This is a genomic window from Paenibacillus shunpengii, from assembly GCF_042684905.1.
Classification (GTDB): domain Bacteria; phylum Bacillota; class Bacilli; order Paenibacillales; family Paenibacillaceae; genus Paenibacillus; species Paenibacillus shunpengii.
Genome location: NZ_JBHUMJ010000002.1, coordinates 1,600,533 through 1,626,499 on the forward strand (window position 1 = coordinate 1,600,533; position 25,967 = coordinate 1,626,499).

The window sequence follows — 25,967 nt, forward strand, 5'->3', positions numbered from 1 at the left end:
GAGTGATTACCGGTATGTTCTTTAGCCGACCGCCTGCGGGGTCAATTCCAGCTCAAGCTCCTCGGGAGCTTTTTTGAATTCAACCTTCTTGACACGGTTGCGACCTACTTCTTTGACAGTGAAGACCATTCCTTCGTGATAATGGGTATGTCCGACCTTAGGATTCATCAGGATCGTGAACAGCCAGCCGCCAATCGTATCGGCGGTTTCTAGGTCGAAGTGCAGCCCTGTAAGGTCGGCTATTTGATCTAATTGAATCTTGCCATCTACAATGTAATGCATTTCACCAATCTGTTCAATTTCTTTGCGTTCCTCAGAGTCAAACTCATCCCGAATTTCGCCGACGATTTCTTCAAGAATGTCCTCGATGGTGATGAGTCCTGCGGTACCACCAAATTCATCAACAATGACAGCCAGGTGAACCTGTTCTTTTTGCATTCTCTTTAAGAGCTCATTCACAGGTGTTGCTTCTGAAACAGATAGTACAGGGTGCAAGAACTGTTTGAGATCAAACGTTTCATTCTCTCTATAGTTCAGGAACAATTGCTTTGTATTAATCATGCCTACGATCTGATCCTTCCCCTGGTGGGCAACAGGAAAGCGTGTATATTGTTCTCTGTGGATTATATTCATGTTCTCTTCAAGTGTATTGTTTGTATATAAGCAGACCATATCGGTACGAGGAATCATGATCTCCTTGGCAAGCTTCTCGTCAAAAGCAAATATCCGGTTTACATAGCCATATTCTGTATTGTTAATTTTACCGCTCTGGTAGCTCTCGGATAATATGATTTGAATTTCTTCCTCCGAGTGTGCATCCTCGTGTTCCTTCACCGGCTTTAGACCAAACATTTGAACGAGCTTGTTAGCCGAGCCATTAAGCAGCCAAATAAACGGATACATGATCTTATGAAACAGCATAATCGGTCTAGCAACGATGAATGTGATCGCTTCGGCTTTTTGGATCGCCATCGTCTTCGGCGCAAGCTCACCTACAACAACATGTAAGAATGTAACGATCATAAACGCAATAATGAAAGAGAGGAGATGAACTAATTCCTCAGGTGCGCCCAGGCGTGCGAACAAAGGTTCAATCATAATCGCAACTGTGGGTTCACCCAACCATCCTAGACCTAAAGCCGTAATAGTAATCCCTAGCTGACAAGCCGATAAATAACCATCCAGATTCGTTGTCACCTTCTGTACGGCAAGGGCACCTCTGCGTCCTTCGAGCACCAGCTGGTCGACACGGCTCGGCCTGAGCTTGATGATCGCAAATTCGGTAGCGACGAAGAATGCGGTTAGTACAATGAGTATTGCAAACACTAATAAATTCGGTCCTATACCCATTAGAGTTCTTCACAATCCTTTATAATAAATTTTAGGTTCATATGAACTAATATACCGAACTTATCCTGTGATTATCAATGGTCTGTAGGGTTAATAATAGACCGTATGGGTTAATTTTGGCCCTAATAGAGAGTTAGACGCCAAATTTCCTTATCCTGACCTCTCTTTACAAGGTCATACGTTCGGCGTAATATAAATCCATGTGATTTTTAACAAACATTTAACCATAGACGCAAGGGAGGTCCGGTAGATGACAGAGTTGTTCTCACTTACTCGCTGTGAAATGGCACAATTGCTGCTGTCCATCGAGGGACAACATCATGAAACACCCCTAGCTATGCTGCAAAAAGCATGGAATAAACACCATCCGTCAGATGTGGAGAATGGCAATGCACTCCCCGCATTCCTATCCACATCCGTGCCGCCGATCTTAGAGAAGCTCATCAAGGGCAATCGTGCAGCAGGATTCTCATTGCAGGAAATCGCTTCGCTCGGTCAGCTCGTTGAATATTCGAATGTCTCTATTACATCCATGCAAAATTGGGTGAAACGAGACTTCAAAGAATATTTGTCCTCTCCGAAAATTGGTAAAAAGTATTCCATCAATCAAGCCTCGTTATTGTTTATTATTGATGACCTCAAATCCGTGCTTGATTTTGAGTCTATCCGTCATTTGTTCGAAGGCATATTTAACCAGCCGGAACGCGAGGATGATGATCTAATTAGTCCACTGCAATTGTACAGCACTTATGCGGAACTGTTTGAACAGCTGGAAGGTCAATATGAACGAACGATTCATACAGATAAGGCAGTGGAGGAAGAAATTCGCACTGCAGCAAGCCGGATGGCCGAACAATTTCCCCATTTGTCTGAGAAGCAGCATCTGGTCGTTCGAAATATTTTGTTCATCGCCACATTATCGATCCAAACGACGTATCTGTATTCTCTGTCCAAACGTTATTTGAATGCCACCTTATTTCTATAAGAAAGGATGACTCATCAATCCCCAAGGATACAAAAAAAGACAGTCCTCGTACAAAAGGCATAGCTCTGTACGCGACTGTCTGATTTTTTGGTAGCTGATTATGGGTTAGTTACCTTTCATTCCATCCGCCAATAATACTCGAGAGCAACATACACTCCTCATCCTCCAGCTCGGCAATAAAGATGAGGCTCTCTTGATCCTCTGGATCGGAACAGTAAATTTCACGGCGTCCATCCTCATGATGAACAATGATGAAATTGGAACCTGCCTTCGTCTCCAATTGATACTTCATCCCTACACCGGGCAATTCAGATTTGAGAAGTTCCATGGGAATAATCCCCTTTCTTAGCGTTAATTCTTATTATAGTTCATACACTCAAAGCCGTATTTTACTATCTGCGAACATGTATTGCAAGCCAAATGCATTATATTTTTTGTAAAAGTATAAATATGTCTAAAGTCGACATATCCCGAGGAGATTAGGGGCGAAACGTCATAAACCTCTGTTTGTCAAGAGCTGTTGCTATTGTTTATAATATAATAGAAATTAATTATTCTTGTAGTTCCTGTTCATGTGTTATGAATTTGAACTAAATGTGTAAATACTCTTAGGTCTACTAACTCTCATTCATTTAACCTCATGCACTATCTTACTGCCATTTACCACTTCTTCAGTAATAACATCATTCCTTACCAACTTCACAAACAGACATACCTACATTACAACTTCATACCTGCGAATTCACTTCACCAGAAGCAGCTACAGTTAACTCATACCGATTCCTGAGGAGGCTCTTCCATGAACAAAAAAGAAGTGGTGGCCATGTTGCTGGCCGGAGGACAAGGTAAACGTTTGAAGGGTCTGACCAAAACTTTAGCCAAGCCTGCGGTTTATTTTGGAGGAACCTATCGAATTATTGATTTCCCGCTTAGTAATTGTGCTAATTCCGGAATCGATACAGTTGGTGTACTTACTCAGTATGAGCCGCTGATCCTTCATTCCTATGTTGGTATTGGGAGTGATTGGGACCTAAACCGACGTAAAGGCGGAGTATTTGTCCTTCCTCCGCACGAACGCGAAGGAAGTAACAGCTGGTATCGGGGTACCGCGGATGCGATTTATCGCAATATCCATTTTGTTGATCAGTATGATCCTGAGCATGTTCTAATATTGTCAGGCGATCATATCTACAAAATGAACTACGATGCCATGCTGCAGTACCATAAAGAGCGGGATTCGGATTGCACAATCTCCGTTATTGACGTTCCACTATCCGAGGCAAGTCGATTTGGACTGCTAAATACGAACGATAATTACGAGATTTTCGAATTTGAAGAAAAACCAGCGATGCCGCGCAGCACCCTTGCTTCCATGGGTGTGTACCTATTCAAATGGTCTGTGCTGCGTCAGCATTTGCTCGAAAGCGAGCAAGACCCAAATTCCACCTATGATTTTGGTAAAGATATTATTCCTCTTCTGCTCCGTAATGAGAAAAGGCTGTTTGCATACCCATTTGACGGTTATTGGAAGGATGTCGGTACCGTTCAAAGCCTATGGGAGGCTAATATGGACCTCTTGGTTGACGATCCCCCATTAAATTTGAATGATCCGAATTGGCGGATATTTTCCCGTAATCCCAATGAGCCTGCATGTTACATCTCCAAGGATGCGCAAGTACGCAGCAGTATCGTGAATGAAGGTTGTGTTGTGCACGGTGATGTGAACAGGTCTGTATTATTTTATGGCGTTGAGGTTGGAGAGGGAAGCGAAATTACAGATTCGGTGATCATGCCTAAGGTGAAGATTGGGAAGAACGTCAAGATTCATAAAGCGATCGTGAGTGAAAATATGATCATCAGAGACGGTTCTATCATAGGTGGAGAGGATCAGGATGAAATATTGCTCGTTGATGAAGCTTACAGACCTCATACCTATGGTTTGAAATAATATGAACAGGGACGGTGGCCGTTATATGCAACAGCTCATGGGTGTAGTGAACTTGGATCATGAACTCGATTTAATGAACGAATTAACTTATTTTCGCTGCGGCGCAGCCGTTCCATTTGCAGGCAGGTATCGTTTGATCGATTTTGTCCTGTCCAATATGATGCACTCCGGAGTACATAACATCGCTTTGTTTGTTCGTCGTAAATATCGATCCCTGATGGATCATTTAGGGGAAGGCGCGCCATGGGATCTGGACCGCAAGCATGGAGGATTATTCATATTGCCGCCGGATTGGAATGATCCCACGGACAGATCAAAAGGAGACCTGCAGCATTTTCATAACAATCGTGATTTTTTCCTGAGAGGGTCTGGAACACATATTATTCATACCGGCAGCCAGCATCTCTACACAGCTGATTATAGAGAGATGTTTAATTATCATATGGAAACACAGGCTGACATCACCCTGCTGTATAAAAAAGCAGATGAAATTCTCCCAGAATATGAATCAAGCATCCGAATCGATGTGGATAACGGATGGGTCACGGAGATGCATGGGGAAGGTGGACATCCCAATATCTATTTAGGTGCATTTATTGTAGAGAAGCAGCTGTTCCTGAAATTAATAGATCATTGTATTGCTCATGGCCACAATCATTTCTTTCGAGATGGAATACAGAACAATCTGACCAATCTCAAAATCGCAGCTTATGCTTATGATGGATATCATGCCGTGATTAACTCTGTGGACAGCTATTACCGCAACAGTCTGGAGCTGCTTCAGCAGGAACAGTACAATCAGCTGTTTAAATATCATGAGGTGCATACCAAGATTAAGTATGAGCCGCCAACTCGTTATTTGGAACAGGCCGAAGTCAGTAATTCCTTAATTGCGAATGGATGCGTTATTGGGGGAACGGTGGAGAACAGTATCATTTTTAGGGGTGTTAAGATACATAGCGGGGCGCGAATACGTAACTCGATTATTATGCAGAAATGCGTAATTGAGGAGAATGCGGTGCTTGAGAACGTGATATTGGATAAGGATGTACACTTGTCTGCGGATCGCAGGTTGATCGGTGATGCCAAGAAGCCCTATGTCATTGCGAAGAGCAGCCAAATCTAAACGTAATGCTCCAAGCCCTTGCTGTGTCATATACATCAGAAGGTCCAGGAATCATTCCTGGACCTTCTTCATTTATTTTATATGCTTGTACTATTGTTTGAACGATAATATATCGGGTAATGTAATTATAATCCAGCTCTCTCAGCAGAGGCCGGGCTCAGTATTCTTTTGGCTCCGTAGTACTTGGAGCTCCAGTATCCTTTGTTAATCGGTGTAATGGCGATCCCTTTGGATGAGGTAGCGGACACAAATTGATTGTTGCCAAGGTAAATTCCCACATGTGAAACACCGGATCCGCTGGTATTAAAGAAGACAAGATCTCCCTTTACAAGCTCGGATTTCTTGATAGCCTGTCCTTTATGGAATTGCTGTTTGGAGCTGTGAGGCAGATTCACACCAAGCTGCTTATATACATAACGAGTAAATCCGGAGCAATCGAATCCGGATAGAGTGGAACCACCAAATTGGTAAGGTATGCCTACGGTATTGTTAACTGTTTTAGATAGAATAGATGCGGATGCTTCTGTAACTCCTGCGGAGAATAATAGAGCGAACCCTAGTGCCGCTGCTGTTAGTGTCTTTTTCAAAGTAAATAATACTCCTTCCAATGCCTGCGAGGTTAGCTAAGGATTCGGTTGAAGGTTCCCTATGATCACTTTAATATTGATCAATTCACCCATAAATGGTCGGGTCCCCCGCTTCTTGGTGCGAGAATTCGGCAGTTATCAGTCATACACCTAATGATTTCGACAACGAAAGTGACATTAATGATTACGAAATTGTTACTTTATCTACTTTTGGATTTTATCATTCACTGGTATATTTATCAACTCTCTTTTCCGAAGTTTGGCATAGTTTTTTCGTTGTTGTGTAAAATAAATCGTGAAGTGCTCGTTAAACCGAAGGTATAGGAACTTTGGAAGGTGTTCATTCGTTCATAAATTTCTGACAAACTTGTCATTAGTTTTTGTCGAATTTAGTAGATTGAGGAGTTAAGTATCATCCAAGAATAGAAAATCCCTCACTTCCAGGATTGAAGTGAGGGATTTTCATATGATGAGTATGATATTTCTATTCATCGTGCTGCTCGATTACAATGATATATTCGTTCGAGTGAACTTCCAGTGTATATTCCTTGTTCTCAAACAAATAAGTAAATAATACAGTAACGTACCCTTTTAACAAATCGGATGGCAGAAGTCCTTCGATATTCACACGAACGATATATTCAATCTCTGCATATTGTCCCGGCTCAAGAACCCCTATGATGAGTATCCCGTCTATCAAATCTTGTATTGAGAAGGGCTTTATGGTCCCATCCTGGAAGTGCAAGATTCCCCTCATAAGCGCTGTACCCGGTGGAATGAGACCTCGCAGCGATAGAGCTGCTGCAAGATTTCCCGTATTGCGAACCAAGATTCGTATGGTGACCTCATCACCCCGCTCAACCCGGACAGGCTGTGAAGTGAGCTCCGCCTGAATAACAGGTGCAAGAAATAATACCTGGACCTCTGTCTCCTCACGAAGCGAGACCGTTCTGCTATCGGTCAGTCGATACGTAAACTGGAGAGCTGCTTGATTGATCAGATTCATCTGCGTAAATCGGGAATAGGGGGTGAAGGATACAAGGGCTCGGTACGTAATGACCGTTCTGGATCTCGGAAACAAAGTCCCCAGCCTTATGCCTAGCACAGGATTGGCATTGTGAACCTCGACCCCGTTGATTTGAACCGAATAATCTTCGAAGATAAGACCTTGTGGAAAATTCATATAGTAAACAGCCTCGATCGGGAGATCCCCTTCATTTAGTATCACAGCAGTAAACTGTACAGCGCCTCCATAGGTGACTTGACCAGGCATGACCGTTACGACCATGTTCACGACGGGTTCAACTGGGGAAAGAACGACTTCATTGGAACTGGTCTGTACAGGCACGCCGTCAGAGGTGTAAGCAACGAGTACTTCGCTCGATAAAGGACTACTAACGCTGAGCACACGAACTTGGTATGTCAGCTGTACAACCTCTCCAGGATTAATGACGGGAAGTATAAAGCCTTGAACAGGATCAAGACCCGGAGAGATGATACCGTTAAGTATCACACTCCCCGGAACAAAGCTCATTCCTGCAGAGAGCACTACGCTCAATCTCGCATTGAGCACGGGTACGGAGCCTGTATTTTGAATCGTTACAGTAAAAGTAATAACATCTCCAACAAAGGTTTGAAGCGTGTTGGCACGCTGAGATATGGTCAGCTGCGCATTGGCAATTGCAATCCGCACACCGTTAGAAGTGACGTATCTCGTGATGGTTCGGCCATCCAAAGTTTGAAAAGTATACGCTGCGCTTGCCACATTGAAGATCTCGTTAGAAGGCGGAAGGCTGGTGACAATGGCTTGAAAACTGATATTGGCTGCTGAGCTGCTGGCAACGATACCTATATTCAGAGGTGAAGAAATGTCTACACCCGGAAGAGGCTGCCCATTCCGAAGCACACTGTTAACAATAAATTGCAGACCTTCCGGGATCGCATCCTGCACAATAACCTCTGCATCGGCGTTCCCTGTGTTAGCAATGTTCAGCTCGTATGTGATGATGCTGCCTAATGCAGCTTGCGTAACGGAAGCTGATTTTTGAATCGTGATTACCGGGCCGGTTAGTGGAATGCTCACCAGGTTGGAATAAGCTACACCACCTGTTGCTCCTGATATAAAAGTAACCGACGTTTGGTTCTGAAGAAGGCGTTCCTGATTCGGATCCAGGCTCATATCAAGACAACCTGCACCTGGAATGTAACTGCGACAGAGGTACCTTCTTCGATCGTTCCTACATTGATGCCTGAATTTGGATTGGCTGAAGGTCTTGGTACACCGTCTACGGTAACACTGCCTGTGACAAAAATTGTGCCAATTGGTACAGGGTCAACCATGATGACATTGTTCACTTCTGTAATCCCGTTATTGGTAATAACGACAGTATATGTAATGACATCTCCCACGACAGCATCAATTGCAGGGGAGCTCTTCACTACAGTAACATCTGGCGATGATACCGGAATAACCAGCACATTAGAGCTGATGGTTCCATACAATACACGCCCATCTGGCGGTGAGTACGTATAATTGCCGGTCGCTTGATTGACTAACTGCTGAGGATTCGGCAGCGTATCAACAACAACTTGAAGGGTAACGGTAATGGATACGCTATTTCCAGGCTGTACCAGCCCGACTGGTATGCCGGTGCCCGGATTTGCTCCCGGTTGCGGAACTCCATTAATGAGTACGCTGTTCGGAATGAGCACGGTGCCTGTTGGCAAGTCATCAAACAAGACCATATCTGCTGGCAGATTGCCGTTATTCGTCAAGCTCAGGAAATACACAATTGTATCCCCAACGGTCGCGTTGGATGAGCTTGCCGTTTTGACGAGATTCAAGATCGGCTGATAGATTGCAGTAGATACCGTATTGGAATAAGAAGCTCCCGTAAAGGTTCCTGTTGTAAAGCTGATCGATGATTGGTTCTCAATAATATATGGCGCTGGGGGCAAAGCATTGATACTGACTGCAAAATTAACGGTTGCTGATGCTCCGGGTGCAAGTGTACCGATGCTGATCCCTCCGGCTGGATTTGCACTAGGCTGGGTAACGCCATTAATCGTAACACTGCCAGGAACGAAGCTGCTCTGGGACGGAAGAACATCAGATAGAACCGCGTTACTGACATTTGTAATCCCGTTATTGGTAATTACAACACTGTAAGTTATGGTATCGCCAACCACTGCTGTAGGCACCGAGACACTCTTGACTAATGAAACATTCGGCGAAGAGACCGGAATCTGCAGCAGATTGGAAGCAAAGGAGCCATTTAACGTACGGCCGTCAGGCAATGTATAAGTAAAGGTTGAATTCGCCTGGTTGGATAGCTGCTGGCTTACAGGCAGGCTGTCTACCGTTACAGAGAAGAGGACAGTAGCTGTTGTCGAGATGACCCCGAGGTCAATACCTGCAGCCGGATTTGCACCTGCTATAGGAGCTCCATTTACAATGACGCTGTTAGGGACCAGTGTTGTTCCGGCGGGAATGTTATCAGTAAGAATGACATTAGCTCCATAATTACCTGCATTCGAGTATACGATGCTGTAAACGACGATATCTCCGACGGTTGCATTAGCCGTATTGGCGGACTTTACGGCCGTTAGGATCGGTTGGAATACTGGAGTCGACACGGTATTCGAGAAGGTACTTCCTGAGAAGGTACCGGAAGTAAAGGTAACCGTTGTGCGGTTAGTAAGCTCAGCAGGTGTTGTCGGAGGCAGAGCGTTTACCTGTACCTGAAAAGTAACATTGACACTGGCACCCGGCGGAATGCTTCCAATGTTGATGCCGGTAGAAGGATTGGCAGCGGGAATAGATACTGCATCTACCGTTACACTTCCGGGAACAAAGGTTGCAAATGAAGGCAGCGGGTCACTCAGAATTACATTGTTTACCGCTGCGATGCCGTTATTCGTGACATTTACACTGTAAGTATTTACATCACCTACTGATAGCGCCGTCAGCGCAGAAATTTTTACTACCGCGACATCTGGAGCAGAGACGGTTATAACAGAGACATTGGAGGCGGTGTTGTCGCTTAAGGTTCTGCCGGAAGGAAGCGTGTAAGCATAAGCAATAAACGATTGATTTGACAGAATTTGCGGACTCGGCAAAGTATCAATGACGACCGAGAATATGATGGTTGTTGAAGTACCTGGAGCCACGACGCCCGCGGGAATACCTACTGCCGGATCGGCTCCAGGAGCCGGAAGGCCGTTAATTAATACACTGTTTACGACAAAGGACGTCCCAGCTGGTATCGGATCCGTTAATGTGAATGATGCAGCATAGTTGCCTGAATTCGTGACACTAATGGTATAGGTGATCGTATCACCGACGGTCGCATTGATGGAGCTCCCTGACTTGACAGCGCTGAGAACAGGCTCATATACCGGAATAATCGGCGTGTTGGAATAGGTGGTCCCTGTAAAAGCGCCTGATGTATAGGTAACCGCCGCCTGATTTGTAATTTGAGGAGGACTAGGTATAGTGTCCACCCTTACGTTATAGGTTACTGTAGTGGAGGTTCCGGGTGTAATGGTACCCAGTTCAATCCCTCCCGCAGGAAAAGCAGAAGGGTCAGGCACCCCGTTAATGGTCACACTTCCCGGTATGAAGGTCGTGCCTGGCGTAGGATCTGAGAACAGGACGTTCGTGACCGGAGCAATCCCTTCATTCAGGGTAGTTACCGTAAAGGTAATAATATCTCCCACTGAAACATCGGCCAGTGAGCTCGATTTCGTCACTTCTACATCTGGAGCGGACACGGGGAAGCTGACGGTATTCGATACCGCAGTGCCCGTCAACGTCCGATTATCCGGAGGTGTAAAAGTAAAGACAGAGGATGCCTGATTGGTGATCAGCTGTGGTGACGGCAGGGAAGTAACCACGACGGCAAAAGAGACGGTTACGCTCTGTCCTGCAGCAATGGTACCAATACTGACCCCATCACTAATGACCACACCGGGAACCGGGCTGCCCTGAACAATAACACTGTTAGGCGAGAATGTGGTTCCTGCCGGAACGGTATCGCTCAGAACCAAATCGGCTGCCAGATTGCCTGCGTTGGTAATAACAACGGTATATACAATGGTATCACCCACTGTTGCGTTACTTGTACTTGCTGTTTTTTGCAGAGAAATTTGCGGCTGTATGACAGGAATGGTAGATGTATTGGAGTTCGAAGTACCTGAGAAGACGCCGGATGTAAAGCTTACGGTTGATTGGTTATTAATTTCTGAAGGCACTGCCATGGTCACATTCACCTCAAAAGTTACGGTCGCGTTGACTGCAGGAGCCAAGCTGCCGATTGGAATACCTGATTGCGGAGATGCAGATGGAAGAGGAGTTCCATTTACAGTCGCGCTCCCAGGAATGAAGGAAACTTGGGATGGAAGCCTATCGCTAAGTACGATGTTATTAATTGGTGCGCCTCCATTGTTTGTAACGACAATCGTATAAATAATGGAATCTCCCACAATAGCCGTTGTTCTGGAGGGAGTCTTACTAAGTGTCACATTTGGAGCCGAGACGTTAACCGTGACCGAATTGGAGGAAGCAGTACCGGTTAATATTCTTCCGCTTCCTGTCTGGTAGAAGTAATTCACGTCAGCCTGATTGATCACCCGCTGGGATAACGGCAGATCATTGACGGTCGCAATGAAGGTGACTGTTGTCGTTCCGCCCGCAGGAATGCTGGTAATGTTGATCCCTGTTTCCGGGTCTGCGCCTGGAGTAGGCTGACCATCAATGACAACACTGTTAGCATCAAATACGACCTCTGGCGGAAGCTCATCGAAGAGTGTGGCAAAAGCCGGTGTGTTTCCTGTGTTAGAGAGTATAAAAGTATACGTTAAGGTTTGACCTACAGTGACGTTTGATCTGTTAGCAGACTTGGTTAGTGATACATTCGCATTATAGACAGGCAGGATAACAGTATTGGATACAGATGCCCCGGTGAATGTACCACTGGTAAAAGCGACACTTGCCTGATTCGCTACTATTCCTGTTTCGTTGAGGGCAACAATTTGAAGCTGGAAGCTGACTACGACGGAGGACTGACCAGGTACAGACCCGATGGCCACTCCACCAGAAGGATTGGAAGCTTGAGACACCACACCGTTAACTCTTACTGAACCCGGAACAAAGACGGTTCCCTGCGGGATGGTATCCGAGATAATGACATTGCTGACAGGCTCTACGCCATTGTTGGAAGCAGTAAGGGTATAAGTGATGACATCACCGATTGCGGCTTCGGCTGCGTTGGCAATTTTATCAACGGTTACATTTGGAGCCGATACAGGAATAGTGACAGTATTGGACAAACTTGAGCCTGTTAGTGTACGGCCGCTTGGAAGCACATAGGAGTAATTAGCCGAGGCCGTATTCGATATGGAAGGCGGTGCAGGTAGAGACGCAACCTGAAGCTGAAAAGTAATCGTATTGGTGCTTCCCGCTGTCAGTGTCCCGATAAAGATGCCTGATACTGGATCAGCGCCAGGCACACTGGTGCCTCCAATCGTAACACTCCCTGGGACAAAAAGGGTACCAGCAGGTATAGGATCTGTGACTGATACTTGTGCACCGATGTTACCTGTATTTTGCAGGTTGATGTTTACTGTAATGATATCGCCGATTGTAGCATAATTGTCGTTCAATGATTTCACAGCACTGATAATCGGCTGATATACAGGAGTAGATACCGTGTTCGAGGTGCCAAGACCGTTAAAAGTCCCTGAACGGTATGCGACACTGGCCTGATTGACGATTTGCCCGCTCGCAGGAACAGACTGGATGAGCACCTGAAAGGTTACGGTCGATGAGCTTCCTCCTGGGATACTTGGCAGCGAAATACCGCTTCCGGGATTCGCATTATTGCGGGTTACTCCATTAACCGTGATGCTTCCGGGTACAAGGGAGGTTCCTGCAGGAATAACATCCGTAAATACGATGCTTGCCAAGGCTGTAGTGCCGTTATTCGCTATCACCGTTGTATACGTGAGCACCTCACCTACTGCGGCATCCGTCAGATTTGCTGTTTTGCTGACAGCTACATTTGGCAATGATACAGGCGTTGACAAGGTATTGGAGGCTGCGGATCCACTAAATACACGACCATCCGGTGGTTGATAGGTGTAGGATACGGAGGCTAGATTGTTTAGTGTCGGGGGAGAAGGCAAGGAATTTACAACGACCTGGAATGTGACCTGTGAGGTGCTGCCTGACGCAACGACTCCGATATTCACTCCTGTCGCAGGATTTGCCCCTGCGATGGTACTGCCATTCACTTGAAAGCTTCCTGGCACATAGCTGGTACCGGCCGGAACATTGTCAGTAAAAGTGGTGGTCGCCCCGATATTCCCTGAATTTGTAACTGCAATAGAATAAGTAAGAGTATCCCCGACGGTTGCATTAGCGATGTTGGAGGATTTGACTAGATTAAAAATGGGAGCATACACCGGAAGTGTTACAGCATTGGACGGAATAACGCCGGTAATAGTGCTTCCACCCGCAACGCTTTGGAACGTAAAAGCGGCATTCGCCGTGTTCACCACCTGCTGAGGGCTCGGGATGGACGTTACTGTAGCACGATACGTAATCGTCACGCTGCTTGACAGATTCAATGTGCCGATTGGTACGCCTGAACGAATATCCAGCGTTGGTCTTTGAGTTCCTGCAACCGTAACGCTTCCCGTAACAAAGGTTAGACCTGCAGGCAGCACATCGGTAAGGACGACATTGGCTGCATTTGCTGTACCTGTATTTGCAACAACAACGGTGTAAATGACGGTGTCGCCAACAACCAGGCCAGATACGTTTGCGCTTTTGGATACCGTTATATTGGGTGAATTAATGTTGATCTGCAGTGCATTGGCATTCACGATATAAACATCGCCGGAGGTTGTAAGATTAAGCACCGCTGAGGTCTGATTATTGACAAGTCTGGCGGATATATCTACGTTCGTAATATCCCAGCCCTGACGTCCGGCGATGATATTCGTCCCTGGTGCACCGTTCGTCTGATTGGACGTGCCAAAGCTTCCTGTTGTATTCAACTGTCCCGCATCATTATTAATTTGTGAGGCGAAGAAGTTGTTCGCGAAGTTGTTCGGCCCGGATAAAGACACGAGCGTAGCTGCGGTCGGTCCGAACTGTGCCGAGTCTCCGGTACGGTTCGCATCTCCTTCCTGGGCGCTAAAGAGGGCTCTTCCTCCAAGTGCGCCTGAAGTAGGGGTGGCAAATCCGGTTATCGTCGATTGATTGGACGTATTAACCAGAAGACCGCCTGCCCGAAGCGTCATATTACGAAAAGGCAGCGTCGGGTTATTGTAGATTACGGCAAGCGTCCATCCCGCATGATTAGCTGTCGTATCGTTATTAACAACGATCGTTCCCACGACTCCGCCGGTAATGTAAGTCCCTGCTCCCCCTTGTTGAACGAGGGAAGTGACATTGGCCGATCTTACATAAGCCTGTGCTCCGTTACCAAGATCAAAGGCATTATAAGTAGTGGGGTCAGGTGTCACGCTGCTGGTGCCGGCAGGAGTCGTGAAGATTACCGGGTTGTTGATTGCCGAACTTAAATTGACACTGCCGTTGATGTAAGAGCCGCCCCATATAAGCTCGGCATAGAGTACCGTACTTCCTGAGGGAAGTACCAGCACCGCTGATGAATTGTTGCTCTGGTATGAGCTGGTTGTGCCTAACGGGTATGTACCGAATCTGACTGCCGAGTTCGTTGTGATAAAGGCGCCGATGCTGTCCAAGGTACCTGGCACACCCTCCGTATTGGAGCGGCTTAAGCCAAGTGTATTACCGGTAAAGGTGATTGCGCCTGTTGCATTGTACGTTGCACGTAAAACAAGAGGAATTGGAGTCACCCCCTTGAATATGGATTAAGTTTATATTTGAGTAAACCTGCCGAGCGTATTTTATCATGATGTCTAACCATTTATATCAGCTTATGCCTGAGTTCCTGTAAATTTGTTCTTTTTTTCGATAAAGCTGCCTGTTTTGAAATGGGGAGTCCAGATCGTGTACAATGAAATAAGGAAAAGAAAATTAATCAAGTTATTTCTGTAGGATCACCTAGAGTGAGGAAGGAAGAAATACACATGAATCAAATGAGTCAGCTAGATCAGATGAAGCGAATCAAGCATGAAATTACCCGTTTTGTGATGGTATACAAATTCGCCCTGGACGAAATTGAGACCAAGATCGATATTCTAAAAGAGGAATTCGAAGCCTTTCATGATTACAGCCCTATTGAACATACCAAGTCCAGATTGAAGTCTCCCGAGAGTATTCTGAAGAAATTGTATCGCAAGGGATATCCGATTTCGCTTGGCAACATTAAAGAGCATATCAAGGATATCGCAGGCCTTCGAATAACGTGTTCTTTTATATCCGATATTTATAAAGTCAGTGAGATGCTGCAGAAGCAAAGTGATATTAAAGTGCTTGATGTAAAGGATTATATTGCCAATCCGAAGCCGAATGGCTACAAAAGTCTGCATCTGATTATTGAAGTACCCGTATTTCTGTCTGACGGGACAGAGAATGTCTGCGTTGAAGTTCAGATTCGAACGATCGCGATGGACTTCTGGGCGAGTCTGGAGCACAAAATATTTTACAAATATAACAAGGATGTTCCTGAGCATATGCTTAGAGAGCTGAAGAGCGCGGCGGATGCAGCAAACCATCTGGATCATAAGATGGAGAGATTGCATCATGAAATCCAGGAAATAAAGGATCTTCAGGCAGAGGAAGAGGACCCTCGTAAGATTATTATCAGGGATCAGCAATTCATGCTGCCGAGCGCCTTTATGGAGATCATTGATCAAGCTGCCGATCGGTTTATATCTGACAAGGATAATAATAAATAAGCTTATTTAATTGAGGCGAATGAACGGCTGTAGACCAGCCTGCTTAGTAAAAGGATAATCGATTACCTAAAAGACGAGTTCCATTCTGTTTTATAGAATGGAGCTCGTCTTTTTTTCTTACCTCAGAATTTTGCATTATTGATATATATACTAAGAGGTATCTACCTAGCGTTGAGTTAGATTGTGATTGTACGGTAGCCGGGAGGCAATTCTCCGGTTCTTTGGATCTCACGAATCTGCGCCAGTGGCCTGACGTACTAGGAGGTCTTTTTCTTTTTTCTTTTTCTGACCAAGAAGATGATGGTGACGATCATGAGGACGAGCAGGCCAATGGAAACGATAAGAATATTTTGAATATTAGGGACATTAACGGTTAACTCCAGATGGTTATTCGACAGTGGATTAATGTTCCACGTCAACGTTTTATGATCCTCGCTCGTCTGATTGGCATTGCTGGATTCTGGCTTGATCGGCAGCGTAAGCTTAAAGTCCAGATCTACCTCTTTAAACACCAGGTTGCGAACAAAGGAAGGAATGGAGTTGAGCGTATCTGTCCAATCATTGACAGGAATGGCGCTCATCAGATCTGCATCGACCACAATACGATGGGTTGAATAGAAGAACTTATCATCCGTGTCGTGAGTAAATTTAACACTATCCGGTATTTCCAGCTTCTGATCTGCCGAGCTCATGTCAATCTGCTTCGAAGCCGTCAGCCCTTGCGTATCTTTAGTAGCTGCAGATTCCGTCTCGAATCCTTGCTCTGCAAAGGTATCCTTCAACTTATTGATCAGCTCGGGCTGACCGATGATTTCCAGGTTTTGATTGTTCATCTGAATATTAAATTTCACGTCTGCTGTACCGTCTGTATTTACCGTTACATGGGCCTCGCCTTTGGCACAAGCGGTAAGCAGCAGGATGATCGTCATGAGCAGAAGAGGCAAGAATGTTCGTTTCAGCTTAGCATCATTCATGTATAATAACCGACCTTTCACTTCTATAGATAGGGGCGCATTGTGATTAATGCTTCATTATTGTATAGGACAAGTATGACATTTATTCCATAAGAGTGACAAGTGCTTAAGCAAGTGATGATCATAATCGAAGAGCTCTGTGCATAGGTATAGTATGGGAAACGTATAGATCACCGATGGAAACAGAGGAGGGAACGGGCTGAAGGAGCATTAAGATAGCAGGAGGGATTTGTCATGAGTGCGGAATTGCTCATCCAGCTGCTTGTGCTCATCTTGATGATTATTCAGCTGAGTTCCAGTAAACGTTAAGTCTGTCTTGTTAAAATAACAGAAGAGGAGATCCTGTAGAATCTATACAGGTCTCCTCTTCTGTTATTTTTAAATGATATGATTCCACTACATCACAAATACGAAATAAATGATAGCTGCGAGAATGATACGATAAATTGCGAACGGCACCAGCTTCACACGGTTAATGAGCTTCAAGAAGAAGCGAATGGAGATGAGTGCAAAGATAAATGCAGCTACAAAACCAGCAATGAAATATGGCAATGCATCAAGCGTAAAGTACTCCCAGTTCTTCACAAGGGACAGGAAGCTTGCACCGAACATGACAGGCACCGCCATAATGAAGGTGAAGTCGGAAGCAGCACGATGGCTCATCCCTAAGAGTACACCACCGGAGATCGTCGAACCAGATCTGGAGAACCCTGGCCACAAGGACAAGCATTGAATGAGTCCAATGGAAAGAGCTTGCTTGTAGCTCATCTGATCTACTGTCTCTACTCTAGGTGTCTTCGGAGCGAAGAGATCAGCTGCGATCATGAAGAACGCACCAATTACAAGCCCGATAAGTACGGTGTTTACCGAGAATAGATGCTCATCGATATAATCCTCGAACAAGAGACCAAGCACACCTGCAGGAATTAAGCCAACAATGACTTGCATCAGCTTCAAACGATTCGTTCCCGAAGCAGGTATAGCAGCGGCTTTGTTCTTGCTCCATAATCGGTCAAGCCCAAGCAGATTAATAAATCGGTCTTTGAAGACGACAACAACGGCTAGGATCGAACCGAGCTGTATAACAACCTTGAACGTATTGGCAACATATTGAGTCAAGAACTCTTTGGAGTTAAGCCACATATCATCCACGATGATCATATGACCTGTTGAGGATACCGGAGCAAACTCCGTTAAACCCTCCACGATCCCTAGAATGATCGATTTAAGTAAATTAATAAAATCAAATTCCATGAAATACTCACTTCTCCTTTAACATCTGGTAACAGCTTAGCATTTTATTTAGCACGTTTTTTGTTGCGGCGGAAGAACCAGATCAAAAAGGCGATACCAGCCACAGCAATAACCGCGTACGCAATATTGGAGTATACATCCATAAATTCAGTAATCGAGTGCCAGTTCTCACCGAGAGCCGCACCGACCATTACGAGAATGGTATTCCAGATGACCGTACCTATCGTTGTGAACAATAGAAATAGTCCAAATTTCATGTTGGACATACCGGCAGGGATTGAAATCAGGCTTCGGATCAACGGAATCATCCGGCAGAATAGAACAGTCCAGTATCCGTATTTATCAAACCAAGCATCGGCTTTACGGATGTCTTCTTTTTTGACGCGTAATATATGCCCCCAACGGTCAATGATCTTCTCCAGACGTTCCACATCGAGAAGCAGACCGATTCCGTACAGAATGATGGCACCGGCAACAGAACCGATGGTAGCTGCTAAGATGACTCCCGGTACGGTAAGGTCCGAATAAGTGGTCATGAACCCGCCAAAAGGAAGTACGATTTCCGAAGGAATCGGTGGAAATACATTTTCAAGTGCGATGATCAGAGCAATGCCGATATAGCCAAACTGCTCCATAAAATCAGTAATCCAGTTTTGCAAGATATACCTCCTGTAAATCCTATAAATTTTCTAGTCATATTCCTCATTTACTAGAGGAGCGTTTTCTTTAAGTTTCTTAAATAATGAAACCTAATAAAGAAAAAGTATAACACCTGAGCAAGCATAAAGCTAAAAAGCACAACTCCCATTTTAGTAGCAATGGACAAGTAGAACAAGCTCTGCAATGCAATGAACGCAAATATGCTATGAATGACTGCTACGAAAGTCGGCAAGAAGAACATGGTTGCGAGCTGGCCGGTTACCATTCGTTTGAATTCTTTGTCAGTTAAGCCCAGCTTCATTAATGTCAGGTATTGCTTCTGATCTCGATCCAGATCGGCATACAGCCTGAAGTACAGGAAGCTGCCAGCAGCGATGAAGAACACAGCTGCAAGGAGCATGGCAATAAACAGCAGGATGCGGTACATGCTCTCTCTCAAGATATACAAGGTTCCACTGACCGAGATGGAGTAGGACTTGTGAGCATCGTAACGCGTACGTCCATGATCCGCTAAATCACTAGCAACAAAGGCCGTTTGAGTAAAATCGTCCAAATAAAAGCCGGTATAGACATCCTGTCTCGCAGGCTGCTTGATCTGTTGGTAGAGCTCATCATGTATAATAACGGCTTCAAAGCTCTCGTCAAAGTCATCCAGCAAATTATCCGGGATAATGACATGATTCGTAAATCCGATCTCTGTAATGGAGATCTGAGGCTCCTTCAGCATGTATTCTCTTTTGTTCCAATGCCTTGTCTTGCTGCGGTCATTCTGTGAGCTGATCATAAGGATCGCCTCATTGTAGGCCGGAGCTTGCTCAGTCATTGTAAATCCGGCCTGCAGCACAGCCTGCTTGTAATCTGCGAACGAAACGACAGGAAGCTCATTTCTTGCAATGTGAACATACTCAGAGCTTGGCTGAACGGGAGCATATTTGATCTTGATTTGATCCTCCCTATAGTCGAGCTTTCGCTCGGTTAGCTCTGCTCTGATATCTGCCAGATGCTCCTCACGATAAGGATTGCCGGTCTTGGATACATACCCGACAGCAGCAGGATAATCCTCTTCGAACAGTCCAGACACGACATTAATGGAAGCAAATACACCAAGCGAGCAGAAGGAAATCGTTGATAACATGGTCACTGCAAAAAACATACGGGAATGCTCCTTTAACCGGGAAGACAGCCCGATCAAGGTCAGTAAATGTCTGCCATTCATTCTTCTGCCGCGTGTCTTCCGGAAATGCTGGAGACAGTACACCCCGAGCTGCGAGTATAGCAGATAAGTCCCTGCTGTCGTAATAAGCACGACAGGTACAACCCTGTCATAGATCGTATACGTGTCCGCTGTGACTGCGAAGATGTACCCGATTAGCAGCAATATAATTGACAGAGCGGATAGAACAGGAGAGGCATATGGTGCTTTCTCCCTCCTAGGAACTGCTTGAAATAGCTCGATCAGCTTGCTTGTCCTTACCATTCTAGATGTGTATGCCGATATGAGCAGAAATAGCAGCACGAATGCCCCAATCGTGAGCAGCAGGGAAGACGGCGACAGATAAAATGGCAGAGAAGCAATCTCAAGTGCTTTGGCACTGGCCATAAAGAACAGCTTGGCAAACAATGTTCCTGCAAAGGTCCCGAATATAATGGATAACAATCCAATAATCATGTTCTCCAGGAATATCATCTTGCCAAGCTGGGCCAGCGTCATGCCGTGCAGCATAAAGATGCCGAATTCCTTTTTTCTCGAGGAGAGAAAAGAGCTGACGGAATACAGCACAAACAAGAAGGAGAATACAAAAATCATGCATTCTGCGACTACAAATGCTTGAACAGCCGTTTCCGAGCTTAGCCCGTTTCTGATATCCGGATGAAAAATGAGCAAGGCATTTACAAAAAAAATCATGACGGAAAACGCACTGCATAAAAAATAAGCCGCATACGTTCTGATGCCCCGGATGACGTTCCTTAAGGCCAGTTGTCTTACCGTCATGGGCGATCTCCACCGAGCAGTGCCAGCATATCCATAATCTTTTGGAAAAAAGCCTGCCGATTGTCTCCTCTGTAAATCTCGTTATACAGCTTCCCGTCCTTAATAAAAATGACACGCTCGCAGTAGCTTGCAGCATATGCATCATGCGTCACCATGAGCAGTGTCGCCTGCTCTTGTTCATGCAGCATCTTCAGCAGATTCATGACATCTCTGCCCGATTTCGAATCCAGATTTCCAGTGGGCTCATCGGCAAGCACGACGGCAGGCTCATGAATAATGGCTCTTCCAATCGCTGTCTTCTGCTTCTGACCTCCTGAGATTTCGTAGATCATTCGATTTCGTATAGACTCAATGCCAAGTCTAGACAGCACATGGCTGAGTCTTCTGTGCATTTCGTCCTGCGGCACATGGTCAAATGTCAGTGGAAGCAATATATTTTCTTCGACAGTGAGTGATTCTAAGAGGTTAAAGTCCTGGAATACGAAGCCAAGTCTGCGTCTGCGAAACAGCGCCATTTCCTCGGCCGTCATTTGATATGCATTGTGACCGCTGATCCGAATTTCTCCGGAAGAGGGAGGATCGATCGTCGCTATGGCATTTAGCAGCGTCGTTTTGCCGCTGCCCGATGGTCCCATAATGCCAACGAACTCCCCGTCTCTTACTTGAAACCGAACATTGTCCAGTGCTTTATCATGTGAGTAACCGTCATATATTTTGGACACGTTCTGTACTTCCAGCAGCGGCACGGTCACAGTCACCTCTCTTTCTTTATTTCGTTGTACTCATTATAATGAACCGCCCCAATCGATGGCTAGTATGCAGGCTTACAGTTAGCTTACAGATTTGTAAGACAATCAGCAATGGAGTCGCTGCGACAGCTAAAAGATCAATTCAATCCTTGTTCCTTGGTGCTGTACGGAGCTTAAAGTGATGGAATGACCAAGTCTGTCGGCTACTTCCTTAACCAAATAGAGCCCCATCCCTGTAGATTCCTGGACCGTTCTTCCATTCTCCCCTGTGAAGAAAGGATCGAACACACGGTTAATATCCTCCTTCGGAATTCCGATTCCCTCATCTTCCACCAATAGAATAATTTGATCCTTCTGCTTATATCCGCGGAACTGGATTTTCTTGTTCCTTCCTCCTGAATACTTCACGGCATTGGTCAACAGCTGGGTAACGATAAACTTTAGCCATTTTTCATCGGAGATCACTTGTAGCTGAGGGTCAATATCTACATAAGGAAAGACATGATTACGAATAAACAAACGTTTTTGCTCAGAAGTAACGGATCTGACCAAGGTATTTAGTGATACGGGTTCAATATATAAATCATGCTCGAATGAATCGAGTCTTGCCGCATACAGCACCATATCAAGTCCTTTGCGCATCCGGTCCAGCTCATCTCCTATCGCTGCGGACTGTTCATCATCACGTCCTTGATTCATCAAATGCAGCACGGACAGCGGGGTCTTCATCTGATGCACCCACTGATGAATAAAATGGATATGCTGATCAAGCTGCTCCTTGATACCAAGAAGACGAGTTTGATATACACGATTATGGCTTAGCGTAAGCTGATGTAAACTTTCAGGCAAAGGAGCGTGCTCTGAAGTGTAGGTGATCTCTTCTACCGAGGTTACGGGCTCAGATAACCGCTTATAAAATCGGCGGTGGGTCAAGTATCGGTATGTCATATAACCAACAAACAGCGCACCGCTGAGAAGGGCTGCATACAGCGCAATGGGCCAGTTCTTGAATCCGCCAAGCCAATATACAAAAGTGATGACAGCGAGTTGAATGAAATAAATAAAGATAAGAGGTGTTTGTTCCCGCAAAAACAGTCTAAATCCCTTCTTCATGTCTTGGACTCCACCTGAAGCTCGGGGTGAAGACGATAGCCTATACCGCGAATCGTCTCAAGGACACCCGGCAGTCCAAGTCCGGCAAGCTTCTTGCGAACACGTGTTATGTATACATTCAGTGTGTTGTCATCTACATAGGAATGCTCATCCCAGATCTTCTCCAATAGTCGGTCGCGGCTGACAACCTGCCCTGGTTTATTCATGAATTCATCCAGCATTTTAGCTTCGGTATGACTGATTTCAAGCTTCTGATCCATATAAAATAAGGCAAGCCGTTCCATATCAAGAGTAAGACCAGCAAGTGTAACCGTCCGGTCACTCGAAGGAGCAGCGTACGAACCGAAGGCTCTTCTCAGATGACTGTTCAGCTTCGCAATGACGATATCATAATCAAAGGGCTTGGTAAGATAATCATCGGCTCCATTCTCGAGTGCCATCACTTGATCCATCTTGCTGTCCCTTGCGGAGATGAACACGATGGGACAGGTTGAGATACCGCGGATTTGTCTGCACCAGTAGTAGCCGTCATAGCTGGGAAGATTGACATCCAGAAGTACCAGATGGGGCTGGTAGTCTTTGAATTCCCTAAGTACGAAATCAAAATGCTGCACCGCGTGGGTTTCGAATCCGAATTTATGTAAGTGTTCTACAAGCAGTGATACCAGAGATCGGTCATCCTCAACGATCATTATTTTAAACATTTGGATTCTCCTTCTTGGAATATGTATTGATTGTACCAAATTTATCGATTTGATAAAAAGAAGCCGTGATTGGAGTTGACAAGTGAGAGAAAGAGAGGTATATTCGCTTTTGTTAATCGTAATAATTACTAATAAGAAAAGTACAGGGGGATCTACCTTTGAAAGAACAAATACCAGTTACCGTACTTAGTGGATATTTAGGGTCAGGGAAAACAACCATGCTTAATTATGTTCTGAACAATCGTGAGGGCTTGAAGGTTGCAGTCATCGTCAATGATATGAGTGAGATTAACATTGATGCAGCATTGGTCAAAGGAAGTGCGAATCTATCTCGAACAGAAGAGCAGCTGGTAGAATTATCTAATGGCTGTATATGCTGTACATTACGTGAGGATCTGATGCATGAGATCAAAAGGTTGTCGGAAGAGAAGCGATTTGATTATATATTAATCGAGTCAACGGGGATCTCGGAGCCCATGCCAGTTGCGCAGACCTTCTATTATGATGACGAGGCTTCAGGCATTGATTTAACGTCTTATGCTCGACTGGATTGTATGGTCACCGTAGTTGATGCCAACCGTTTCTGGCATGACTTCTCTTCCGGAGAGAGTCTGCTTGACCGCAATCAGGGAACTGGAGAAGAAGACACACGAGATGTCGTAGATCTGCTCATCGACCAGATTGAAATGTGCAATGTACTTGTTTTGAACAAGTGTGATCTTGTCCACGAGGAAGAGCTCATTCGAATGGAGAGTATTCTGCGCAAGCTGCAGCCAGAGGCGCATTTTATTCGGACTATTCAGGGACAGATCGATCCGAAGGAAATTTTAAATACAGGTCGGTTTGATTTTGAGAAGGCAAGTCTGTCTCCCGGTTGGATTAAAGAGCTGCAGAAGGAGACACATACACCAGAAACAGACGAATACGGCATAAGTTCTTTTGTTTACAGACGGAGAAGGCCCTTTCACCCCGAGCGCCTGGCTGAATTTATGGGAACCTGGCCGGAGGAGGTTGTTCGGGCTAAAGGACTTGCCTGGATTGCAGCACAGGAGGATATGGCGGCAAGTATCAGCCAAGCGGGACCTTCAATTCAATTTGGCCCAGCAGGATACTGGGTGGCTGCATTACCGGAGCAGGAGCGTGACGAGCTCTTAGCTGAGGAACCGGAGCTCCGAAGTAAATGGGATGACGAATTCGGAGATCGTATGAATGAGATCGTAATGATCGGAATTGAGATGGATCAGACGATGCTTGAGGCTGAATTGGACGAATGTCTGCTCACCGATGCGGAGATGACGATGGACTGGTCTCAGCTGTCAAATCCTTTACCATGGGTGCTGACACAAGCTTAAGAAGCAATAAATTAAATTTAGGAATGTTAGCTAGTGAACGATCTCTTACGATCGTTGGATTTAAACCAAGAGCTGCTATATAGTAATAATAAATATAAATGAAGAAGTGTGGTGGCTTCATTATGCTGGAAGCAGAGAAAGAGCTGCTCATCAGTCAGCAATCCTCCAACCTGTGGACGAGAAGGAGAAGAGAGCTGGCTGCCTGGATCGAGTGTCCCAAACCGATAACCGCAGGCAAAGCGCTGTGTGATTTTAATGGAGTGTACGTAGATGCTGCAATATACCCGGCTTTAATGGCACTGCAGGAAGCTTCCATTCCAACTGAATTTTCGTGTGCAGGAGTCAGTATATTGGATGAGGCGGATGATCACTCCTTATATGCTTATGTTACCATGCTTGATGGTCCGGTTACCGAATATTTTGTGCAGTATGCCATGGAACGGATGGGAAATCGGCTTCTGGTTACGTATGAACCAGGCAGAGGCAGGTATGATGTTTCTTCTTTTTATATAGGACATAATCGATCGTTTTGTTACCTGCTTGCCGCTGTTGCGCGAAATTTTAAACAAACTTCTTACTATAAATAATGTTTATAGCAATGAGGTGAGTTTAAGACGTGAAACGTAATCAATGGATTGCATTACTGATGAGCAGTATGTTGTTGATAGGAGGGTGTGCTAAGGATTCGAGTGCAGTTACGCTTGAGTATTCTGATTCAGCGGCTTATTCCCAAACATTCGAAGACCTGAGATTGGGAACAGCTCGATTTTATGACCTGACAATCCCAGAAGAGTTTGAGGGTCAACTGCTGAGAATCAGCCTATGGACAGATGTTTATCTAGATGGGGAGCTGCAGGACAAAATATTGGGGCTTGCTTCTGAGTTTGACCCTGATATGTTATCAGGAACTAAATGGGGATTCCTGATCTTGGATAAGGGTCAGCAGCATAAATACGGCAAGCTGTACGCCGGAAGTGGAAGTACCAGTCTTACGGAATTACCCTCCATCCAAATGAATGAAGACGCTCCTTTTTCAGTGGCTTGGGACGCTGGCTTCACTGATGAGGAGCGCGTTGATCTACAGTTGGGTGAACCTCAAATATTAGGTGTCCTGCGCATGAACACCAAGAACAGGATCAACAGCTTTAGCCCCAATGATGAGACAGCACTGCAGGCCGAAATTGCATTCAATGATACCGTGTATGTCATGTATGCGATGCTGGAACAGACGAGCAATGGTGAATATTAGAACTGAACGCAGGCAAGGATTGCAGTATGCTA

The 25,967-nt window shown here is 45.3% G+C and carries 19 protein-coding genes and 1 riboswitch; of the genes, 7 read left to right on the forward strand and 12 right to left on the reverse strand.

Annotated features, from left to right (window positions below):
- Positions 1-21: 21 nt before the first annotated feature.
- Complete coding sequence (locus ACFSVM_RS07615; protein WP_177178611.1) at positions 22-1,350, reverse strand: hemolysin family protein; 1,329 nt, start codon at positions 1,348-1,350, stop codon at positions 22-24.
- A gap of 250 nt (positions 1,351-1,600) precedes the next feature.
- Between ACFSVM_RS07615 and ACFSVM_RS07620 the strand changes: the two genes are divergently transcribed.
- The gene (locus tag ACFSVM_RS07620) at positions 1,601-2,335 is read left to right on the forward strand and encodes a DUF1836 domain-containing protein (RefSeq protein WP_090722729.1); all 735 of its coding nucleotides are present in this window, start codon (positions 1,601-1,603) and stop codon (positions 2,333-2,335) included.
- Positions 2,336-2,444: 109 nt separating this feature from the next.
- Here ACFSVM_RS07620 and ACFSVM_RS07625 read toward each other — a convergent pair whose 3' ends face one another.
- Positions 2,445-2,663 (reverse strand): hypothetical protein, encoded by a 219-nt coding sequence (locus ACFSVM_RS07625; protein WP_076310966.1) that lies wholly within the window; start codon positions 2,661-2,663, stop codon positions 2,445-2,447.
- 471 nt (positions 2,664-3,134) lie between these two features.
- Here ACFSVM_RS07625 and ACFSVM_RS07630 point away from each other — a divergent pair, with 471 nt between their 5' ends.
- Both ACFSVM_RS07630 and glgD read left to right on the forward strand, forming a co-directional pair.
- Positions 3,135-4,283: a glucose-1-phosphate adenylyltransferase gene (locus ACFSVM_RS07630; protein ID WP_076310965.1), complete on the forward strand. Its 1,149-nt coding sequence runs from the start codon at positions 3,135-3,137 to the stop codon at positions 4,281-4,283.
- Between the two features lie 25 nt (positions 4,284-4,308).
- Positions 4,309-5,409 carry a glucose-1-phosphate adenylyltransferase subunit GlgD gene (gene glgD / locus ACFSVM_RS07635; RefSeq protein ID WP_090722728.1) on the forward strand — a complete coding sequence of 367 codons (1,101 nt, stop codon included), beginning with the start codon at positions 4,309-4,311 and terminating at the stop codon, positions 5,407-5,409.
- Between the two features lie 125 nt (positions 5,410-5,534).
- Here glgD and ACFSVM_RS07640 read toward each other — a convergent pair whose 3' ends face one another.
- The 3 genes from ACFSVM_RS07640 to ACFSVM_RS07650 form a co-directional block, all read right to left on the reverse strand.
- Positions 5,535-5,996: a C40 family peptidase gene (locus ACFSVM_RS07640; RefSeq protein ID WP_076310963.1), complete on the reverse strand. Its 462-nt coding sequence runs from the start codon at positions 5,994-5,996 to the stop codon at positions 5,535-5,537.
- A 6-nt stretch (positions 5,997-6,002) separates the two neighbouring features.
- Positions 6,003-6,140, reverse strand: a riboswitch (cyclic di-AMP (ydaO/yuaA leader).
- A gap of 340 nt (positions 6,141-6,480) precedes the next feature.
- On the reverse strand, positions 6,481-8,175 hold the full coding sequence (locus ACFSVM_RS07645; protein WP_379261208.1) for a DUF11 domain-containing protein: 1,695 nt from the start codon (positions 8,173-8,175) through the stop codon (positions 6,481-6,483).
- Entirely contained in the window at positions 8,172-14,882 is a 6,711-nt protein-coding gene (locus tag ACFSVM_RS07650) for a beta strand repeat-containing protein (protein ID WP_379261210.1), read from the reverse strand. Before ACFSVM_RS07650 ends, ACFSVM_RS07645 begins: the two co-directional genes overlap by 4 nt.
- A 234-nt stretch (positions 14,883-15,116) precedes the next feature.
- Between ACFSVM_RS07650 and ACFSVM_RS07655 the strand changes: the two genes are divergently transcribed.
- Complete coding sequence (locus ACFSVM_RS07655) at positions 15,117-15,887, forward strand: GTP pyrophosphokinase (RefSeq protein ID WP_379261212.1); 771 nt, start codon at positions 15,117-15,119, stop codon at positions 15,885-15,887.
- Between the two features lie 257 nt (positions 15,888-16,144).
- Here ACFSVM_RS07655 and ACFSVM_RS07660 read toward each other — a convergent pair whose 3' ends face one another.
- From ACFSVM_RS07660 to ACFSVM_RS07690, 7 genes are all read right to left on the reverse strand, one after another.
- On the reverse strand, positions 16,145-16,861 hold the full coding sequence (locus ACFSVM_RS07660) for a hypothetical protein (RefSeq protein WP_379261214.1): 717 nt from the start codon (positions 16,859-16,861) through the stop codon (positions 16,145-16,147).
- 396 nt (positions 16,862-17,257) lie between these two features.
- Positions 17,258-18,115, reverse strand: coding sequence for an undecaprenyl-diphosphate phosphatase (locus ACFSVM_RS07665; RefSeq protein ID WP_090722710.1), 858 nt, complete (start codon positions 18,113-18,115; stop codon positions 17,258-17,260).
- A gap of 44 nt (positions 18,116-18,159) precedes the next feature.
- Entirely contained in the window at positions 18,160-18,774 is a 615-nt protein-coding gene (locus ACFSVM_RS07670) for a DedA family protein (RefSeq protein WP_076310957.1), read from the reverse strand.
- A 50-nt stretch (positions 18,775-18,824) separates the two neighbouring features.
- Positions 18,825-20,768, reverse strand: coding sequence for an ABC transporter permease (locus tag ACFSVM_RS07675; protein ID WP_379261217.1), 1,944 nt, complete (start codon positions 20,766-20,768; stop codon positions 18,825-18,827).
- Positions 20,765-21,514 (reverse strand): ABC transporter ATP-binding protein, encoded by a 750-nt coding sequence (locus ACFSVM_RS07680; RefSeq protein ID WP_143042056.1) that lies wholly within the window; start codon positions 21,512-21,514, stop codon positions 20,765-20,767. Before ACFSVM_RS07680 ends, ACFSVM_RS07675 begins: the two co-directional genes overlap by 4 nt.
- A 132-nt stretch (positions 21,515-21,646) precedes the next feature.
- Entirely contained in the window at positions 21,647-22,630 is a 984-nt protein-coding gene (locus ACFSVM_RS07685; RefSeq protein ID WP_379261219.1) for a sensor histidine kinase, read from the reverse strand.
- Positions 22,627-23,334 carry a response regulator transcription factor gene (locus ACFSVM_RS07690; RefSeq protein WP_076310953.1) on the reverse strand — a complete coding sequence of 236 codons (708 nt, stop codon included), beginning with the start codon at positions 23,332-23,334 and terminating at the stop codon, positions 22,627-22,629. Before ACFSVM_RS07690 ends, ACFSVM_RS07685 begins: the two co-directional genes overlap by 4 nt.
- 158 nt (positions 23,335-23,492) lie before the next feature.
- On the opposite strand from ACFSVM_RS07690, the gene ACFSVM_RS07695 reads away from it, so the two are divergent.
- The 3 genes from ACFSVM_RS07695 to ACFSVM_RS07705 all read left to right on the forward strand — a co-directional run bounded on the left by ACFSVM_RS07695 (position 23,493) and on the right by ACFSVM_RS07705 (position 25,935).
- Entirely contained in the window at positions 23,493-24,686 is a 1,194-nt protein-coding gene (locus tag ACFSVM_RS07695; protein WP_379261222.1) for a GTP-binding protein, read from the forward strand.
- A gap of 122 nt (positions 24,687-24,808) precedes the next feature.
- Entirely contained in the window at positions 24,809-25,273 is a 465-nt protein-coding gene (locus tag ACFSVM_RS07700; RefSeq protein ID WP_379261224.1) for a hypothetical protein, read from the forward strand.
- Positions 25,274-25,302: 29 nt separating this feature from the next.
- Entirely contained in the window at positions 25,303-25,935 is a 633-nt protein-coding gene (locus tag ACFSVM_RS07705; protein WP_379261225.1) for a hypothetical protein, read from the forward strand.
- Positions 25,936-25,967: the final 32 nt, after the last annotated feature.

Coding starts and splice junctions, on each gene's coding strand:
- ACFSVM_RS07615 (WP_177178611.1), bottom strand. CDS start 1,350: ATGGGTATAGGACCGAATTTATTAGTGTTTGCAATACTCATTGTACTA.
- ACFSVM_RS07620 (WP_090722729.1), top strand. CDS start 1,601: ATGACAGAGTTGTTCTCACTTACTCGCTGTGAAATGGCACAATTGCTG.
- ACFSVM_RS07625 (WP_076310966.1), bottom strand. CDS start 2,663: ATGGAACTTCTCAAATCTGAATTGCCCGGTGTAGGGATGAAGTATCAA.
- ACFSVM_RS07630 (WP_076310965.1), top strand. CDS start 3,135: ATGAACAAAAAAGAAGTGGTGGCCATGTTGCTGGCCGGAGGACAAGGT.
- glgD (WP_090722728.1), top strand. CDS start 4,309: ATGCAACAGCTCATGGGTGTAGTGAACTTGGATCATGAACTCGATTTA.
- ACFSVM_RS07645 (WP_379261208.1), bottom strand. CDS start 8,175: ATGAGCCTGGATCCGAATCAGGAACGCCTTCTTCAGAACCAAACGTCG.
- ACFSVM_RS07655 (WP_379261212.1), top strand. CDS start 15,117: ATGAATCAAATGAGTCAGCTAGATCAGATGAAGCGAATCAAGCATGAA.
- ACFSVM_RS07660 (WP_379261214.1), bottom strand. CDS start 16,861: ATGAATGATGCTAAGCTGAAACGAACATTCTTGCCTCTTCTGCTCATG.
- ACFSVM_RS07665 (WP_090722710.1), bottom strand. CDS start 18,115: ATGGAATTTGATTTTATTAATTTACTTAAATCGATCATTCTAGGGATC.
- ACFSVM_RS07675 (WP_379261217.1), bottom strand. CDS start 20,768: ATGACGGTAAGACAACTGGCCTTAAGGAACGTCATCCGGGGCATCAGA.
- ACFSVM_RS07685 (WP_379261219.1), bottom strand. CDS start 22,630: ATGAAGAAGGGATTTAGACTGTTTTTGCGGGAACAAACACCTCTTATC.
- ACFSVM_RS07690 (WP_076310953.1), bottom strand. CDS start 23,334: ATGTTTAAAATAATGATCGTTGAGGATGACCGATCTCTGGTATCACTG.
- ACFSVM_RS07700 (WP_379261224.1), top strand. CDS start 24,809: ATGCTGGAAGCAGAGAAAGAGCTGCTCATCAGTCAGCAATCCTCCAAC.